We start from the raw sequence: 16,290 nt of genomic DNA on the forward strand, positions 1-16,290 counted from the left end.
TTTCGCTACCAGGCCGATATGCAAGTCTCTCGATCGTATGACGACCGAACCGCCCGCATATCTCTTCAGATATCCATCAATGTCAAAAAGCAAGAGAACAAAAATCACGATCACGACGTCAACTCGACGCCACAACCGTCACCAAATCCCCAGAATGTCTCCCGGTCCAACCGCGCATCTCAGCACCGCCTTCCCGGCCCCTCCAGCGTTCCCGCCTTCGGTGAAGCGGTGTTTAGGCCGAGAGAGAAAGGGACGCAATAAGAAAATGAAGCGCCAAGTTAACTTTTCGATCAACCGCCTGATATTGAACGATTCTAGCCATGGATTCTTGGCTTTTCCATTTGGTTGCAGCCGAATCGCGACGCGACGACCGCGACTCGCTCAGGCCAAACGAAGGCCCCAACCGAAGACTTTTCGCTTGCTGCTTGAATCGCAAACCCGCGCATCCTAGATTTGTCGGTGGCGGGCTTCTGCTCCTCTCGCGAACGGCCAAATTTCCACTGGCCTATAAGTTTTCCGAGGGCGCTGGCTCTGTCGTGACCCTGGTCACGTTACCCGGTGCCCACCTGATATATCAGGCTTTCGGGAAATCTGTTGCCGTCGCGGTTGCTGCGGTTCCCGCCACCCCATCCCCCTTCGCTGGTGCCACTGCTCAGCCACGGCTGTGCCCCCCCTGACCCGTTGCGGGCCGAACCACCGTGCACAGCAAAAAGGGCGGCCCGAGGGCCGCCCTTTCCCAATTCGATCCGTCAGAGGATCAGAAGCCGTAGACCACGGCCACACCGAGGGTGTTGTTCGTGCGGATCTCACGCTCTTCCTGGTAGGCGGTCGTGTAGCTCACACGGGTCGCCAGCTGCTCGGAGACGCGGAAGTTCACACCGAACTCGTTGGTGATGACGTCCGGCGAGTCGCCCGAACCCAGGTAGTCCGTGTCGTTGGTGATGAACACGTTCTCGTTGAAGCGGTGGTACAGGCGCGACGACGCGATGTAGCCCACATCAGTGTCCGACGAGCTGCCGACCGGGGTGCCGTCAAAGTTGGCGCCCAGTTCCTGGGCACCGGTCTTGGTGTAGCGGACGCCGACACCGGCCTGCACGCGCCAGGTGGTGTCCTGGGTGTTCAGGATGCGGTAACCAGGACCGAAGCCCAGGAAGGCATCCGTGCGCAGGTTGTCGAATTCTGCGGCAAAGTCCTCGTCCGACTGCGCGTCATTATTGCGCACGCCGTCAACCAGACCGTTCTGCGTCAGGCGACCCAGTGCGAAGGCATAGAACTGGTCGTCGAAGTAATACTGCGCGTCATAGATCGCGTTGATTTCTTCCTGGTCCTTGTTGCCGTTGTCGTCCTCGCCGAACTCAATCGACAGGCCGACGCTCTGAGCGAACTGGCCCTGGTTGAAGTTCACGCGGCCGCCGATTGCCAGATCCTGGTTCTCGGTGTTGCCGGTGCGGCCGGTATAGCTCAGCGACATGGTGCCGAACAGGCCCTGACGGCGGTCGGCCGGACCGAAGCGGTCGGCATCGTTGTCGCGGTCAAAGCTGTCGGTCACCGCATCTTCAATGTCGGTGATGCGGTCATCGATCCGCGAGATGCCGGTAGCATCGGCGCCGGTCGAGATTTCGGACTGCGCGAAAGCAGGAACCGACAGGGCGGCCAGGATCGCGGCAGTGCTGGTCAGCAGCGTAACTTTTTTCATTTCAATCGTCCTCACGAGCTGAGTAGGGTTGTCCCGGGCCCGTCCTGGGCACCGGAGCATCTCTGCTGGGTTATCAATTAGCGACACCCCCTCCCGGTTCAAAGAGCGTGACATTTCTTCAAATGGTCGCGAAAACGTGAGGATCACCCTCCTTGACGGATTCCGGCGAAACCCCGCCGAACTGGCACTGTAATGTTTGTTGATGCAACCATTCCGCGCATGCCGCAACCGACGCCAGCACAGGGGTTTTTCCCGCTTTGTACTGCGATCGTGCCGCTGGCATACAGAATGGTCCAGTGAAACAAGCGCGTGACAGCCCAAATATTGGGCAAATATTTGTGGCAGCCGCGTCGGTTGAAATGTTGCACAGATGCCACGGTCATCACGTCTGCACGACACAGCCTTTGCCGGGCCAGCCGGCATACGGCCCGCAACAAGGCCCCGACCGGTGGGTCGGGGCCTTGCGTTCCAGCATGGATCGGGTCGGGATCAGTCCAGTGAGTCGGGCCTGAAGTCACGGGCCATGTGATCCAGCACGGCATTGACGAACCGCGCCTCGCGACCGTCCGGAAAGAAGGCCTGGGTCAGGCGGACATACTCGCTGATGACGACCTTGGCGGGCGCACGCTCGGCGACCAGCTCCGCCCCGGCGGCCCGGAACACCGCGCGCAGAACCGGATCGATACGGTCGATGGGCCATTTCGCCACCAGCCCCCGGTCGGTCGCCTGGTCGATCCTGGACTGCCACATGACCACATCATCGACGATGCGCGTGAACAGCGCCTCGTCCGCCTCGGCGGTGGGGCCGTCGCGGTCATCGGCGTCGATGCGGAAGTTCTGGAACTCACGCGTGACGCGGTCGGCGGATTGGCCGGCGGCCTCCATCTGGAACAGGGCCTGCACGGCATACATGCGCGCGGCGGCACTCAATGTGCGGCGGTCGGGGCGCTTGGCCTCGTCGTGATCGGTCATGCGCCCTGCCCCTGTGTCTGTTCCATGCGCGGCCAGCGACGCGCCAGCGCCACCAGATGCAACGCCGCGGCGGCCGCACCGCCACCCTTGTTCTGTCCTGCCGGATCGGCCCGGACCTGAGCCTGCGCCAGCGTCTCGACGGTCAGGATGCCGTTGCCCAGGCAGACGCCCTGCAGCCCCAGAAGGGTCAGCGCACGCGAGCTGTCATTGCAGACCGTGTCGTAATGGGTCGTCTCTCCCCGGATCACGCAGCCGAGGGCGACAAAGCCGTCATACTGGCCGCTGCGGTGGGCCAGACCCACCGCGGTCGGAATCTCCAGCGCGCCGGGCACCTCGACCACCTCCAGGCTGGCGCCCGCCGCATCGGCGGTGGCGCGCACGCCTTGCAGCAGACCGTCGGTGATATCCTTGTAGTACGGAGCCACGACCGCCAGCAGGCGCACCGGTCCGTCCAGACGCGGCAGCGCCAATTCGTGATGTTGCGTGTTCGAGGCCATCTCTCAGTCCTTGGGAATAGGCCGGGTGGAATGGATCGAAAGCCCGTAGGCGTCAAGACCCACCACCTTCACGGGCGCGGAATTGGTCAGCAGAATCAGGTCGGACAGCCCCAGGGCCGACAGGATCTGCGCCCCCAGCCCGTATTGGCGCAGCGTGTGCGGCCCGACCTCGTCGGCCTCGGCGATGGCGTGCGACAGATCGCGGATCAGCACGACGACGCCGCGCCCCTCCTCGGCGATGGCCTGCATGGCGGCAGGCAGGCTGCCCGCCCCCTCGCGGCCCACGCCCAGGACGTCATGCAGCGGGTCCAGCGCGTGCATCCGCACCAGAACCGGCGCGTCGGTGGTCAGATCGCCCTTGGTCAGCACGATATGCTCGGTGCCCTGCGTCTCGTCGGCAAAGACCCGCATCATCCAGTCGCCGCCATGCAGCGACTGCACCGGGCGCTGCGCACGTTCCGCGATCAGGTTATCATGGCGGCGGCGATAGCGGATCAGGTCGCTGATCGTGCCGATCTTCAGCCCGTGGCGCTGCGCGAAATCGACCAGGTCGGGCAGGCGCGCCATGCTGCCGTCATCGTTCATGATTTCGCAGATAACGCCCGACGCGTTCAGACCCGCAAGGCGGGAGATGTCGACCGCGGCTTCGGTATGGCCCGCGCGGACCAGCACGCCGCCGTCGCGGGCGCGCAGCGGAAAGATGTGGCCCGGCGTCGCGATGTCGGGCGCGCCCTTGGTCGGGTCGATCGCCACGCTGATGGTGCGCGCGCGGTCATGGGCGCTGATGCCTGTGGTGACGCCCTCGCGGGCCTCGATCGACATGGTGAAGGCGGTCTCGTGGCGGCTGGAGTTCTTGGGGCTCATCAGGGTCAGGCCCAGGGTCTCGATCCGGTCCGCGGTCAGGGTCAGACAGATCAGCCCGCGCCCATGCGTCGCCATGAAGTTGATCGCGTCGGGCGTGGCCATCTGCGCGGGAATGCACAGATCGCCCTCGTTCTCGCGGTCCTCATGGTCGACCAGGATGAACATCCGGCCGTTGCGGGCCTCGTTGATGATCTCCTCGATCGGAGAGATCGCGGCGGACAGGTCACGTTCGACGGGGCCGGGTTCTTCGAATTGCATGGGGTCGTCCTTGAAGGGGGCGTCACGCGCCCGTCGGTTGTCCGGCCTCTGCCAGCCGCGCGACATAGCGGGCCAGAGTGTCGATTTCCAGGTTCACGGCATCGCCCACCGCCGCATCGCCCCAGGTGGTCACCTGTTGGGTATGCGGGATCAAGTTGATGCCAAAGCTGTTGCCCGCGACCTCGTTCACCGTCAGCGAGGTGCCGTTCAGCGTGACCGACCCCTTTTGCGCGATGAAGCGCGCCAGATCGGCCGGCGCCTCGAAGGTCAGGCGTAGGCTGTCGCCCTCGCGCGCGGCCTCGGTGATGCGGGCCACGCCATCGACATGGCCGCTGACGATATGGCCGCCCAGCTCGTCGCCCACGCGCAGCGCGCGTTCCAGGTTCAGACGCTGGCCCACGGACCAGCCCTCGGCACCGATGCTGGTCTTGGACAGCGTCTCGGCCGAGATATCCACATCGAACCAGTCCGGCCCCTTGGCAACAACCGTCAGGCAGACCCCGTCGCAGGCGATCGAGGCGCCCAGATCGACGCCCGCCATGTCATAGGCGCAGCCGATGCGCGCGCGCATGTCGCCGCGCATCTCGACCGCGCGGACGACGCCAATATCCGTGATGATGCCGGTGAACATCGCAAGCCCCTTTTGTGCCTGCCGTCCGACCTAGGGCATCGGCCCTGCCCGTTCAAGCGCCAAGCCCCGGCACGCGGCGGCACCGGCTTAACGCTGATGCACAAAAATCTGGATCAGGGGGGCAAGACATGGCATGTCCGGGTCACATGGCTGCACGGTCCCGGCCACCCTTTTTCATGTTGCACATGTATCACACCGCCACCTCTTCTCCCCTGGCCTCGCCCTCCGCCCCGGCGGAGCGGGGCGATCCGGCATCCGACCGGCGCGTCTTCCTGATGCTGCAGGGCCCGCATGGTCCGTTCTTCGACCGGCTGGCACGGCTGCTGCGTGCGGCGGGGGCGACGGTCTGGCGCTGCGGCTTCAACGCGGGGGACGAGTTCTTCTGGTCCGAGCCGGGCAGCTTTCTGCGCCACGAGGGCGGCGTGTCCGACTGGCCCGCGCATCTGGCCACGATCCTGGACGGCAAGGGCGTGACCGACATCGTGCTTTACGGCGACGTGCGCCCCATCCACGCCACCGCCCGCGCGCTGGCCGCCGAACGCGGCCTGCGTGTCCATGTCTTCGAAGAGGGATATCTGCGCCCCTACTGGATCAGCTATGAACGCCAGGGGTCGAACGGCAATTCGGTCCTGATGCGCATTCCGCTGGCCCAGATGCGTGCCGCCTTGCGCGAGCAGATCAGCGAGGTCCGCCGACCCCCCGCCCATTGGGGCGACATGCGCCAGCACAAGTTCTATGGCGCCTTCTATCATTTCCTGATCCTGGTCGCGAACCGCCGCTATCGCGCCTATGCCGGGCATCGTGCGATCAGCGTCGCGCAGGAATTCCGGCTGAACCTGCGCCGCCTGGTGCTGGCGCCGATCTACAACCTGGGGCGCGCGCTGCAATGGCGCAGGCTGCGACTGTCGGGCTGGCCCTATAATCTGGCCCTGATGCAGCTAGAGCATGATTCGAACTTTCTGGGCCATTCGCCCTTCACCCGGAACGCCCAGTTCATCCGCACCGTGGTCGAGGGGTTCGCACGTTCCGCCCCGCGCCATCACCACCTGATCTTCAAGGCCCACCCGCTGGAGGACGGCCGCGCCGGCAACCGCACCGCCATCCGCGAGGCCGCGGCCGAACACGGCGTCGCGGACCGCGTCCACTATATCCGCGGCGGCAAGCTGGCCGAGATCCTGTCCCATGCCCGCGCGGTGGTCACGGTGAACTCAACCGGTGCGCAGCAGGCACTGTGGCGCGGCATCCCGGTCAAGACGCTTGGCCGCGCGGTCTATGAAAAGCCCGGCCTGGTGTCGGAGCAGACGCTGGACGATTTCCTGGCTGTGCCCGACGCGCCCGACCCGCAGGCCTATCGGACCTTTCGCGACTATCTGCTGCAGACCAGCCAGATCCCCGGCGGCTTTTACGCCAGCCGGTCGCGCGCGCATGCCCTGCGGCTGGTGGCCGACATGCTGCTGTCGCCCGACGATCCCTACGAAGCGCTGGCATCGGGCCGCATCCTGCCCCGCCAGCAGCTGTCCGACCGGCATGGCTGAAAGGCCACGCAGCCGCAGGATTGCACAAGATTTTATGGCCTGTCCCGTGCGACGGGGTTAAGCTGCCACAAAACCGGCGCGCAATGCCGGAACCACATAACAGGAGTATCCGAGGTGACAGTGTTTTTCCGATCGGCAGCCCCCCTCAGGGTGCTGATGATTGCATCATTGAGCCTGCTGGCCGCCTGCGCGCTGCCCCGTTCCGGCCCTACCAAGAACGAGATCTTTCAGGGTGCCGTGGAACGCGGCGGCAATACCCAGGTCATCTATGTCAACGACCACGTGACGCGGGCATCCGCCTTTGCCCCCGCCTATGGGTTCTCGAACAGCTTCCGCAGTGCGGGCCAGGTCGGCGCGGACGAGATCCGGGCCGGCGACACGCTTGGCCTGTCGATCTGGGAGAACGTCGATGATGGCCTGCTGACCTCGCTCGGCGCCAGCTCGACCACCCTGACCGAGATCCAGGTGGACAGCGACGGCTTCATCTTCGTGCCCTATGCCGGTCGCGTGCGGGCGGCGGGCAACACGCCCGACCAGCTGCGCCAGATCATCACCCGCGAACTGGCCGCCCAGACCCCGGACCCGCAGGTCACCGTCCAGCGCGTCGCCGGTAACGGTGCGACCGTGTCGGTGGTGGGTCGCGTCGGCGCCCAGGGCGTCTATCCGATCGAACGTCCCACGCGCACCCTGTCGGCCATGCTGGCCCGCGCCGGCGGCGTCGCCATCGAACCCGAGGTCGCCGTGGTCACCGTCAAGCGCGGCAATGACAGCGGTCGCGTCTGGCTGACCGATCTGTATGGCAGCCCCACGAATGACATCGCGCTCCGCCCCGGCGACCTGATCGTGGTCGAGGAAGATCAGCGCACCTTCACCGCGCTTGGCGCGCTTGGCGGCCAGACCCGCGTGCCCCTGGGCAACGAGGTGATCAACGCGGCCGAGGCCATCGCCATGGTCGGCGGCCTTAGCAGCCAGCTTGCCGACCCCACCGGCGTCTTCGTGCTGCGCGACGAGCCGGAATCAGTGGCCGGTCGCGTTCTCGGCAAGCCGGTCCGCGGTTCGCAGCGCTTTGCCTACGTGCTGGATCTGACGCGCCCGAACGGGCTGTTCCTGGCGCGCGACTTTGTCATTCGCGACGGCGACACCGTCTATGTGACCGAGGCGCCCTATGTTCAGTGGCAAAAGACCCTGTCGGCCGTGACCGGCAGCGCCGCGACCGCCGACAGCCTGTCCAATATCGGCAACTGACCTGCCGATGAGGCCCGATGACATCGCAGCCGCCGGGACATCCCGGCGGCTTTGCATTTTCAACCTGGGGTTCCTGTTCGGACCGCGCATCCGCCGCATCCTGACGCTGGCCGGACACCGTCCGGTCCTGTCCCTGCCCCGCCACGGCGACGCGGTCGGCATCTGGGGCAACAGCCCGACCGCCTGGCGGGGCCGCGCCATCGCCGCGCGCCGCGGCTGCCCGATCATCACCGTCGAGGATGCATTCCTGCGTTCGGTCCTGCCGGGACGCGCGCCGGGACGGCTTGCGGCGCGCGGACCCATCGGGCTGCTGATCGACCCCGACGGGCTGCACTTCGACCCCACCGCCCCCTCGCGGCTGGAGCGGCTGATCAGCCAGCCGCTGCCCCGCGCCCAGCAGGATCGCGCCGTGCGTGCGCTGGCCCGGCTGCGCACCGCCGATCTGTCGAAATATAACATGCACGATCCGGCGGCCCCGCTGCCGGTGCCGGGCTATGTCCTGGTGATCGACCAGACGCGGGGCGACGCCTCGCTGCGCGGGGCGGACCGGGCGCGGTTCCTGACCATGCTGGAGGCCGCGCGCGACGAACACCCGGGCAGCCGCATCGTGATCCGCAGCCATCCCGAAACCGCCGCGGGCCTTCGTCCCGGCCATCTGGACGCGGCTGATCTGCGCCCGGGCGATCAGCTCTGCGACGGTCCGGTCTCTCCCTGGCGGTTGGTCCAGGGGGCGGATGCGGTCTATGCGGTCAGTTCTCAGCTGGGCTATGAGGCGCTGCTGGCCGGGCACAGGCCACGCCTGTTCGGACAGCCCTTCTATGCAGGCTGGGGGCTCAGCGACGACGAGGCGCCGGTCCCCCGCCGCAGCCCCGCCACCCGCGAGGCGCTGTTCGCGGCCAGCCATCTGGACGGCCCTGTCTGGTACGACCCCTGCCGCGACCGCCTAACCGATTTCGAGGGCGCGCTGGACCAGATCGAAGCCGAGACGCGGACCTATCGGCAGGACCGCCACGGCCATCTGGCCTATGGCATGCGCCTGTGGAAACGCCGCTTTCTGGCGCGGGAATTCGGCGATGCGCAGCCCTTGCGCTTTGCCGCCGACCCCTCCCCCGATGTGACGCTGGCCTGGGCCGGGTCGGCGGCGGACGTGCCGCAGGCCACGCGGGTCGAGGACGGCTTCCTGCGGTCGCGCGGGCTGGGGGCGGCGCTGACCCCGCCCTTGTCGGTCGTGGCCGACGATCTGGGCATCTATTTCGACCCGACCGCACCATCGCGGCTGGAATCGCTGATCTCTCTGGGGCCTCCGCCCTGCGGACGCGACCGGGCGCAGCGGCTGATCGCGGCGCTGATCGCGGCGCGGCTGACGAAATACAATCTGGGCGGCGCATCCGACCTGCCGCCGCGCGACGGACGGCCCCGCATCCTGGTGCCCGGGCAGGTCGAGAACGACGCCTCGATCCTGAAGGGTGCCGGGGCGGAGCGGACAAACCTGGCCCTGCTGCAGCGGGTGCGGACTGAGAACCCCGACGCCTGCCTGATCTACAAGCCCCACCCGGATGTGGAGGCCGGGCTGCGCCCCGGCGCGATCGACACCGACGCCTTGGCGACCCTAGCCGACCACATCGCCCGCGACGCCGATCCGGTGACCCTGATCGAGGCGGTGGACGCGGTCTGGACCATCACCTCGACCCTGGGGTTCGAGGCGCTGCTGCGGGGCAAACCGGTCACCGTTCTGGGCGCGCCCTTCTATGCGGGCTGGGGGCTGACCCGCGATCTGGGGCCGATCCCGGCGCGGCGACAGGCGCGGCCCGATCTGGCGGCGCTGGTCCATGCCTGCCTGATCGCCTATCCGCGCTATCGCGACCCGGTCACCGGACTGCCCTGCCCGGTCGAACTGGCGTTGGAGCGACTGGCCGAGGGCCGGACCCACCAGCCCCCCGCCCTGCGCCTGCTGGCCAAGGCCCAAGGGGCGCTGGCCGGTCACGCCTGGATCTGGCGGCGCTAGGCGCGGCGCCAGCGGTGGAACAGGTCCGGCCCGATCTGCCGCGTCTCGGCCAGGGCAAAGCGCGGCGCCTGCGCCAGCCGCGTCCAGCCGGTGGCGCCCAGAAAGGGCCGCGCCTCGGCCCCAAGCGCCAGCCCGGAGGTATAGCCGACCAGCTGATCGACCAGCCCCGCGCCCAGCAGGCTGGCCGCCAGCCGGCCGCCCCCCTCGCAAAAGACCCGCGTGATGCCGCGCCCGCCCAGATCCGACAGGATCTGCGCCGGGCTGCCCTCGACCCGCCACAGCGGACCGTGATCGTCATCCTGCGGCGCCAGCGGCGGCAGCGCCTGCGCCGACACGACGATGCGCACCGGCTGCTGGGGCGTGGCGATGCCGCGCACGTTCAGCTGCGGCAGATCGGTCCGCGCCGTCGCCCCGCCCACCATGATCGCATCGTGCTGCGCGCGCAGGGCATGGACATGGGCGCGGGCCTCGGGCCCGGTGATCCAGCGGCTTTCCCCGCTGGCCATGGCGATGCGCCCATCCAGGCTGCTGGCCAACTTCAGCGTGACAAAGGGGCGGCCCTGGGTGATGCGCAGCAGGAACCCCGCCTGCAATTCGGCGGCCTGATCGGCCAGCACGCCCTCGGTCAGCGGGATGCCCGCGTCGCGCAGCATGCGGTGCCCCCGCCCGGCCACGCGCGGGTCCGGATCGGTCAGCGCCGTCACCACCCGCGCCACGCCCGCGCCCACAAGCCCCGCCGCGCAGGGCGGCGTACGGCCGTGATGGGCACAGGGCTCCAGCGTGACATAGGCGGTCGCCCCGGCGGCCAGCGACCCCGCCGCGTCCAGCGCCATGCGTTCGGCATGCGGGCGCCCGCCGGGCTGGGTCCAGCCACGCCCGACAGTACGGCCGTCGCGCACCAGCACGCAGCCCACCGCGGGGTTCGGCCAGACATTGCCTAGACCGCGCCGCGCCAGGCGCAGGGCATGACCCATGTGCCGCGCGTCTTCTGTGGGATCAGGGGTCAACCGGCAGGGGGGCGCAGTTCGGAGACGAACTTGTCGAAATCGTCCGCGTCCTGAAAGTTCTTGTAAACGCTGGCGAAACGCACATAGCCGACATTGTCGATGCGCGACAGCGCCTCCATCACGATCTCTCCGATCGCCTTGGAGGGGATGTCGGTCTCTCCGGTGCTTTCCAGGCGGCGGACGATGCCGCTGATCATCTGTTCGATGCGCTCGGGCTCGACGGGGCGCTTCTGCATGGCGATGCGGATCGACCGGGCCATCTTGTCGCGGTCGAAATCCTCGCGCTTGCCATTGGTCTTGACCACCACAAGGTCGCGCAGCTGCACGCGTTCATAGGTGGTGAACCGACCGCTGCAGGACGGGCAGAAGCGGCGGCGGCGGATCGCCACGTTATCCTCGGCCGGACGCGAGTCCTTGACCTGGGTATCGACATTTCCGCAAAACGGGCAGCGCATTCCGTTGTCCCTATGCTGGGGCGATCCACCGGGACTATAGGCAGCTTGGCAGGGATTGGGTAGCGTTATCCACAACCCACAAGATAGGCCCATCGGAACCTGTGGCCCGAAAGCCGCGTTGCCCCGCAGATTATCCGCAGGATTCAACCGATTGAGGCTCCCATGACCCAAACCCTGTTCATCACCGGCGCCTCCTCCGGCATCGGAGAGGCGACCGCCCGCGCCGCTGTCGATGCGGGCTGGAACGTCGCGCTGTTCGCGCGCTCCGCCGACCGCCTGCAGGCGCTGGCTGCCGATCTGGGCGACCGGGCGCTGGTCGTGACGGGCGACGCCACCGACATGGACGCGCTGACGGCAGCAGCAGACCGCTGCGCCGAACGGTTCGGGGGCATCGACGCGGCTTTCGCCAATGCCGGTCGCGGCCTGTCCAAGCCGGGCACCGAGGCCGGGGATCTGGATGACATCCGCGGCATGATCGATCTGAACGTCACCGGCGTGGTGCTGACGGCCCGCGCCCTGCTGCCGCATCTGCGCAAGACGCGCGGCACGCTGGTCCTGACCGGATCTGCGGCCGGGCGTCGGCATATTCCGGGGTCGATCTATGGCGCGACCAAGTGGTTCGTGCATGGCTATGCCGGAAACCTGGCCGAGGAGATGCGCGAATGGGGCGGACGCTGCGGCGTCGTGGCGCCCGGCATGGTCGACACCGCCTTTTTCGACGATGGCGCCCCGGACAAGCTGCAGCCGCAGGACGTCGCCGCCGCCGTGCTGCACATGATCACCGCGCCGGAACGCGCCGCGATCCGCGAGGTCTATCTGATGCCTCAGGCCTGAGGCGCGAACATCGCCACGACCTGGCGTTCATGCGGGGCGTGGCGATGTTCGACCAGATAGACCCCCTGCCAGCGGCCCAGCATCATCCGCCCCCGGTCCACAGGAATCTGCAGCGTAGTGGGCAGCACGGCCGCCTTGAGATGCGCGGGCATGTCGTCCGGCCCCTCATAGCGATGCGTGATCCAGCCCATCGAGGGGTGATCGGCAGGCGGCGCCAGACGCTCCAGCCACGCCAGCAGGTCGGTCGGCACCTCGGGGTCGGCATTCTCCAGGATCAGCAGCGAGGCTGAAGTGTGGCGGATCATCAGCGTCAGAACCCCCTGCCCCGCGCCTGTGTCCGCCAGCCAGGTGGCCAGATCGCGGGTGATTTCATGGCAGGCGGGGCCATGGGTCGCGACGGTCAGGATGTGCATCATTCGGCGGCCTCCGGTCCCAGCAGCGCATCGTCACGGTCGTGATCCAGCTCGATCTGCTTGCTGGCCCGCGCGCCAAGCGTCCGCAGCATCTCGACCTGGCGGATCACGTTGCCGGAGCCGCGCGTCAGGCGGTCCATGGCCTGCCCATGGGCGCGGTTCGCCTGATCAAGCGCGCGACCCACGCCGTCCATCGCCTCGACGAACCCCGCGACCTTGTCATACAGCTGTCCGGCCCGGCGCGCGATCTCCAGCGCGTTGCTCTCACGGCGTTCGACGGCCCAGATGTGATCGACCGTGCGCAGGGTCAGCATCAGCGTGGTGGGCGTGGTCAGGCCCACCCGCCGCTCCATCGCAAAGGCCGCCAGCCCCGGATCGGCCCGCAGCGCGTCCGAGAACGCCCCCTCGATCGGGATGAACATCAGTACGTAATCCACTGAATTGTCGTCCATCCGCTGATAGCCCTTGCCAGACAGCGTGGTGATGTGCGCACGGACTGCGGCCACGTGACGGCGCAACGCCGCCGCCGCCGCGACCGGATCGTCCAGCGTCACCGAGGCCTCGTAATCGTTCAGCGACACCTTGCTGTCGATCACCATGACCTTGCCGCGCGGCATCTTGACCATCACGTCCGGGCGCCACAGCTTGCCGTCTTCATCGCGCCAGCTGGACTGCATGTCGTAATGCGATCCCGCCATCAGGCCCGAATCCTCCAGGATGCGCTCCAGCACCATCTCGCCCCAGGCACCCTGCTGCTGCTTGTCGCCCTTAAGCGCGCGGGTCAGGTTCACAGCCTCACGGCCGATCTGTTCGCTGCGGTTGTGCAGCGACAGGATCTGTTCGCGCAGGCGGGCAGATTCCTCGTCCAGCACCTTGTTGCGGGCCTGCAACTCGGTCTGGAACCGGCCGACCTGATCGCGGAACGGCGTCAGCAGCGCCGACAGCTGATCGTTCTGCAACCGCTGCAGGTCGTCCTGCTGCGCCCTCAAGGTTTCAGCCGACAATATCTTGAAATGATGGGTCATTTCGGTGCGCAGCTCGCGCAGCGTGGCGATCTCGCGGGCGCTGGCCTCGGCATCCTTCTCGGCGCGCAGGCGGGCCTCGGCCAGCCGCGTCTCCAGCTGGGCGGACTCGCGCCGCGCCGCGTGCAGGGCGTCGGTCAGGGCGTCACGCTCTTCGGTCAGGTCGGACAGGCGCGTCTCGCGGGCATCCGCCAGGGCCGATGCCTGCGCCTCATGGACCGTCAATTCCTGCAAACGCGCCAAGGCCAGCTGGCCCTGATGCCGGGCACGCAGCCACAAGACCAGCAGCACCAGCGCGCCCAGTGCGGGCAGCCATGTCAGTGCATCCTCAACCGCCATCGCCCTGTTCCCCCAATCGTTTCGGGGCAGTGTTCACCCTTCGTACCGGAAAGGCAAGCTAGACGGTCACCGACATCATGAACGCCACGACGCCGCCGACATAATCGCCACGATGCACGGTCGAGCTGTCCGACCCCGCGAACCAGTCCATCAGCGACGCCCGGTCGCGGTCCGAGAACCGCATCCGCCAGTCCTGAAACCTCCGGTGCTGCAACGCGCCCTGATCCAGCACCAGCAGATCCTGATGCCGCTCATCGGCCTCCAGCAGTGCCACGACCTCGCGCAAGCCATCCGCAGGCCCCTCAAGCCATTGAAAAAACAGCCCGTCTTCATGGTGCAGACAGCCCGTCAGCCCCAGGGACTGGTTGCGCCGCCGGGCGCTGGACAGGATCAGTTGCAGGTCCTCGCCGTTCAGACCGGGGCGCGCCGCGCTCCGGTAGAGGTAATAGGCCAGGCCCTCGATATCAGCCAGATCACTGGTCAAGGAACGATCGCAGCTTTCTGCTGCGCGACGGATGCTTCAGCTTGCGCAGGGCCTTGGCCTCGATCTGGCGGATGCGTTCGCGGGTCACGCTGAACTGCTGGCCAACCTCCTCCAAGGTGTGGTCGGTGTTCATGCCGATGCCAAAGCGCATGCGCAGCACGCGCTCCTCACGGGGCGTCAGGCTGGCCAGGACACGGGTCGTGGTTTCCTTGAGGTTCTCCTGGATGGCGCTGTCCAGCGGCAGGACGGCGTTCTTGTCCTCGATGAAATCGCCAAGCTGACTGTCCTCCTCGTCCCCGATCGGGGTCTCGAGGCTGATCGGCTCCTTGGCGATCTTCATCACCTTGCGGACCTTCTCCAGCGGCATCTGGAGTTTCTCGGCCAGTTCCTCAGGGGTCGGTTCGCGTCCGATCTCGTGCAACATCTGGCGGCCGGTGCGGACCAGCTTGTTGATCGTCTCGATCATGTGGACCGGGATGCGGATCGTGCGGGCCTGATCGGCGATCGACCGAGTGATCGCCTGCCTGATCCACCAGGTCGCATAGGTCGAGAACTTGTAGCCGCGGCGGTATTCGAACTTGTCCACGGCCTTCATCAGGCCGATATTGCCTTCCTGAATAAGATCAAGGAATTGCAGGCCACGGTTCGTGTATTTTTTTGCAATCGAGATGACCAGGCGCAGGTTGGCCTCGACCATCTCCTTCTTGGCCTGACGGGCCTCTTTCTCGCCGCGCTGGACCTGAGAGACGATCCGGCGGAATTCCTCGATGTCGACGCCCACATACTGGCCGACCTCGGCCATGTCGCCGCGCAGCTTTTCGACCGCATCGCGCGAGCGGTCGAACAGCGCCTGCCAGCCGCGCCCGGCCTGCGCCGACATGCGGTCGACCCAGGTCGGGTCCAGCTCAGAGCCGCGATAGGCGTCGATGAATTCACGGCGGTTGATGCGGGCGGCGTCGGCCAGCTTGACCATGCCGCTGTCGATTGTGACGATGCGGCGGTTGATGCCGTAAAGCTGGTCGACCAGCGCCTCGATGCGGCCGCTGTTCAGGTGCAGCGAGTTCACCAGAACCACGATCTCCGACCGCAGGGTCTGATAATCGGTCTCGGCGCTGGCCGAAAAGCTGTTATCCTCGTTCAGGGTCGCGGACATGCGCTGATCCTGCATGTCGGCCAGCCCCTCGTAGTGATGGGCGATGGCCTCCAGCGTCTCCAGGACCTTGGGCTTGAGGCTGGCCTCCATGGCGGCCAGGGACAGGTTCGCGCCCTCGTCCTCCTCGTCATCCTCCTCGACGCGCAGCGGGTTGCCGTCGGCGTCGAATTCTTCGCGCTTGGGGGCCGTGGTGCCGGCCTCGCCCTCGACAGTCAGCTCGACCTCCTCGGCCTCCTCGCCGTCCATGGCCTGGCCGAATGTCGTCTCCAGGTCGATCACGTCGCGCAGCAGGATCTCTTCGTCCAGCAGTTCCTCACGCCACAGCGTGATGGCCTTGAAGGTCAGCGGGCTTTCGCACAGCCCCGCGATCATCGTGTTGCGGCCGGCCTCGATCCGCTTGGCGATGGCGATCTCGCCCTCGCGCGACAGCAGCTCGACGCTGCCCATCTCGCGCAGGTACATACGCACCGGGTCATCGGTGCGGTCCAGCTTTTCGGTTTCGGTGGTCGATACGGCCAGATCACGCGACCCGGTACCGGTGGTGACGATGGCACCGCCTTCGGACTCCTCGGCCGCCTCGTCGTCCTCGATGACGTTGATGCCCATTTCGGACAGCATCGACATCACGTCCTCGATCTGCTCGCTGCTGACCTGTTCGGGCGGCAGGACCGCGTTCAGCTGGTCGTAGGTGATGTAGCCACGCTCGCGTGCCTCGGCGATCATCTTCTTGACCGCCGCCTGGCTCATGTCCAGCGTATGGGCATTGTCGTCCTTGTCGGTCTTGTCGTGGTCATCGTCCTTGGCGGCCATCCAGGGCTCCTTCTCGGCGAGATCGTGGGCGGCGATTCGGCTGTGCGGGCGAATCGACGCGAAATTGGGT

The 16,290-nt window shown here is 66.9% G+C and carries 16 protein-coding genes; 5 read left to right on the forward strand and 11 right to left on the reverse strand.

The window, feature by feature from the left end:
- Nucleotides 1-261, forward strand: a 261-nt coding sequence (locus ABS73_RS09050) for a hypothetical protein (RefSeq protein WP_286693438.1), incomplete at its 5' end; no start/stop codon positions are given.
- A gap of 496 nt (nt 262-757) precedes the next feature.
- Here ABS73_RS09050 and ABS73_RS09055 read toward each other — a convergent pair.
- The 5 genes from ABS73_RS09055 to ABS73_RS09075 all read right to left on the reverse strand — a co-directional run bounded on the left by ABS73_RS09055 (nt 758) and on the right by ABS73_RS09075 (nt 4,918).
- Nucleotides 758-1,696 (reverse strand): DUF481 domain-containing protein, encoded by a 939-nt coding sequence (locus tag ABS73_RS09055; RefSeq protein ID WP_277019780.1) that lies wholly within the window; start codon nt 1,694-1,696, stop codon nt 758-760.
- Nucleotides 1,697-2,185: 489 nt separating this feature from the next.
- Nucleotides 2,186-2,668, reverse strand: a complete 483-nt coding sequence (gene nusB / locus ABS73_RS09060; protein ID WP_277019782.1) for a transcription antitermination factor NusB — start codon at nt 2,666-2,668, stop codon at nt 2,186-2,188.
- Nucleotides 2,665-3,165, reverse strand: a complete 501-nt coding sequence (locus ABS73_RS09065) for a 6,7-dimethyl-8-ribityllumazine synthase (RefSeq protein WP_277019783.1) — start codon at nt 3,163-3,165, stop codon at nt 2,665-2,667. Before ABS73_RS09065 ends, nusB begins: the two co-directional genes overlap by 4 nt.
- Before the next feature lie 3 nt (nt 3,166-3,168).
- The gene (gene ribB / locus ABS73_RS09070; protein WP_277019785.1) at nt 3,169-4,287 is read right to left on the reverse strand and encodes a 3,4-dihydroxy-2-butanone-4-phosphate synthase; all 1,119 of its coding nucleotides are present in this window, start codon (nt 4,285-4,287) and stop codon (nt 3,169-3,171) included.
- A gap of 22 nt (nt 4,288-4,309) precedes the next feature.
- Nucleotides 4,310-4,918, reverse strand: a complete 609-nt coding sequence (locus ABS73_RS09075) for a riboflavin synthase (protein WP_277019787.1) — start codon at nt 4,916-4,918, stop codon at nt 4,310-4,312.
- 185 nt (nt 4,919-5,103) lie between these two features.
- Between ABS73_RS09075 and ABS73_RS09080 the strand changes: the two genes are divergently transcribed.
- The 3 genes from ABS73_RS09080 to ABS73_RS09090 all read left to right on the forward strand — a co-directional run bounded on the left by ABS73_RS09080 (nt 5,104) and on the right by ABS73_RS09090 (nt 9,703).
- A complete protein-coding gene (locus ABS73_RS09080; RefSeq protein WP_423805163.1) occupies nt 5,104-6,453 on the forward strand; it encodes a capsule polysaccharide biogenesis protein in 1,350 nt (449 codons plus the stop codon).
- 156 nt (nt 6,454-6,609) lie between these two features.
- Nucleotides 6,610-7,698 (forward strand): polysaccharide biosynthesis/export family protein, encoded by a 1,089-nt coding sequence (locus tag ABS73_RS09085; RefSeq protein WP_277019788.1) that lies wholly within the window; start codon nt 6,610-6,612, stop codon nt 7,696-7,698.
- Between the two features lie 7 nt (nt 7,699-7,705).
- Nucleotides 7,706-9,703 (forward strand): capsule polysaccharide biogenesis protein, encoded by a 1,998-nt coding sequence (locus ABS73_RS09090; RefSeq protein WP_277019790.1) that lies wholly within the window; start codon nt 7,706-7,708, stop codon nt 9,701-9,703.
- Here the strand turns inward: ABS73_RS09090 and ribD are convergent.
- A complete protein-coding gene (gene ribD, locus ABS73_RS09095; RefSeq protein ID WP_277019791.1) occupies nt 9,700-10,710 on the reverse strand; it encodes a bifunctional diaminohydroxyphosphoribosylaminopyrimidine deaminase/5-amino-6-(5-phosphoribosylamino)uracil reductase RibD in 1,011 nt (336 codons plus the stop codon). The two genes, ABS73_RS09090 and ribD, sit on opposite strands and share 4 nt — an antisense overlap.
- Nucleotides 10,707-11,165: a transcriptional regulator NrdR gene (gene nrdR / locus ABS73_RS09100; protein WP_136857833.1), complete on the reverse strand. Its 459-nt coding sequence runs from the start codon at nt 11,163-11,165 to the stop codon at nt 10,707-10,709. The genes ribD and nrdR overlap by 4 nt, the downstream gene beginning before the upstream one ends.
- A gap of 162 nt (nt 11,166-11,327) precedes the next feature.
- Between nrdR and ABS73_RS09105 the strand changes: the two genes are divergently transcribed.
- Nucleotides 11,328-11,999 (forward strand): SDR family oxidoreductase, encoded by a 672-nt coding sequence (locus tag ABS73_RS09105; protein ID WP_136857834.1) that lies wholly within the window; start codon nt 11,328-11,330, stop codon nt 11,997-11,999.
- Here ABS73_RS09105 and ABS73_RS09110 read toward each other — a convergent pair.
- The 4 genes from ABS73_RS09110 to rpoD are packed head-to-tail and all read right to left on the reverse strand — an operon-like array spanning nt 11,990 to nt 16,220.
- Nucleotides 11,990-12,415: a secondary thiamine-phosphate synthase enzyme YjbQ gene (locus ABS73_RS09110; protein WP_277019795.1), complete on the reverse strand. Its 426-nt coding sequence runs from the start codon at nt 12,413-12,415 to the stop codon at nt 11,990-11,992. The two genes, ABS73_RS09105 and ABS73_RS09110, sit on opposite strands and share 10 nt — an antisense overlap.
- Nucleotides 12,412-13,773: a DNA recombination protein RmuC gene (locus ABS73_RS09115; protein WP_277019797.1), complete on the reverse strand. Its 1,362-nt coding sequence runs from the start codon at nt 13,771-13,773 to the stop codon at nt 12,412-12,414. The genes ABS73_RS09110 and ABS73_RS09115 overlap by 4 nt, the downstream gene beginning before the upstream one ends.
- Before the next feature lie 58 nt (nt 13,774-13,831).
- On the reverse strand, nt 13,832-14,257 hold the full coding sequence (locus ABS73_RS09120; RefSeq protein WP_277019799.1) for a BLUF domain-containing protein: 426 nt from the start codon (nt 14,255-14,257) through the stop codon (nt 13,832-13,834).
- Nucleotides 14,247-16,220, reverse strand: coding sequence for an RNA polymerase sigma factor RpoD (gene rpoD / locus ABS73_RS09125; RefSeq protein ID WP_277019801.1), 1,974 nt, complete (start codon nt 16,218-16,220; stop codon nt 14,247-14,249). The genes ABS73_RS09120 and rpoD overlap by 11 nt, the downstream gene beginning before the upstream one ends.
- Nucleotides 16,221-16,290 lie beyond the last annotated feature (70 nt).

This window comes from Paracoccus sp. SCN 68-21, assembly GCF_001724535.1.
Classification (GTDB): domain Bacteria; phylum Pseudomonadota; class Alphaproteobacteria; order Rhodobacterales; family Rhodobacteraceae; genus Paracoccus; species Paracoccus hibiscisoli.

Bases quoted from the DNA above. Each gene is read 5' to 3' on its own strand.
- ABS73_RS09055 (WP_277019780.1), bottom strand. From the start codon at position 1,696: ATGAAAAAAGTTACGCTGCTGACCAGCACTGCCGCGATCCTGGCCGCC.
- nusB (WP_277019782.1), bottom strand. From the start codon at position 2,668: ATGACCGATCACGACGAGGCCAAGCGCCCCGACCGCCGCACATTGAGT.
- ABS73_RS09065 (WP_277019783.1), bottom strand. From the start codon at position 3,165: ATGGCCTCGAACACGCAACATCACGAATTGGCGCTGCCGCGTCTGGAC.
- ribB (WP_277019785.1), bottom strand. From the start codon at position 4,287: ATGCAATTCGAAGAACCCGGCCCCGTCGAACGTGACCTGTCCGCCGCG.
- ABS73_RS09075 (WP_277019787.1), bottom strand. From the start codon at position 4,918: ATGTTCACCGGCATCATCACGGATATTGGCGTCGTCCGCGCGGTCGAG.
- ABS73_RS09080 (WP_423805163.1), top strand. From the start codon at position 5,104: ATGTATCACACCGCCACCTCTTCTCCCCTGGCCTCGCCCTCCGCCCCG.
- ABS73_RS09085 (WP_277019788.1), top strand. From the start codon at position 6,610: ATGATTGCATCATTGAGCCTGCTGGCCGCCTGCGCGCTGCCCCGTTCC.
- ABS73_RS09090 (WP_277019790.1), top strand. From the start codon at position 7,706: ATGAGGCCCGATGACATCGCAGCCGCCGGGACATCCCGGCGGCTTTGC.
- nrdR (WP_136857833.1), bottom strand. From the start codon at position 11,165: ATGCGCTGCCCGTTTTGCGGAAATGTCGATACCCAGGTCAAGGACTCG.
- ABS73_RS09105 (WP_136857834.1), top strand. From the start codon at position 11,328: ATGACCCAAACCCTGTTCATCACCGGCGCCTCCTCCGGCATCGGAGAG.
- ABS73_RS09110 (WP_277019795.1), bottom strand. From the start codon at position 12,415: ATGATGCACATCCTGACCGTCGCGACCCATGGCCCCGCCTGCCATGAA.
- ABS73_RS09115 (WP_277019797.1), bottom strand. From the start codon at position 13,773: ATGGCGGTTGAGGATGCACTGACATGGCTGCCCGCACTGGGCGCGCTG.
- rpoD (WP_277019801.1), bottom strand. From the start codon at position 16,220: ATGGCCGCCAAGGACGATGACCACGACAAGACCGACAAGGACGACAAT.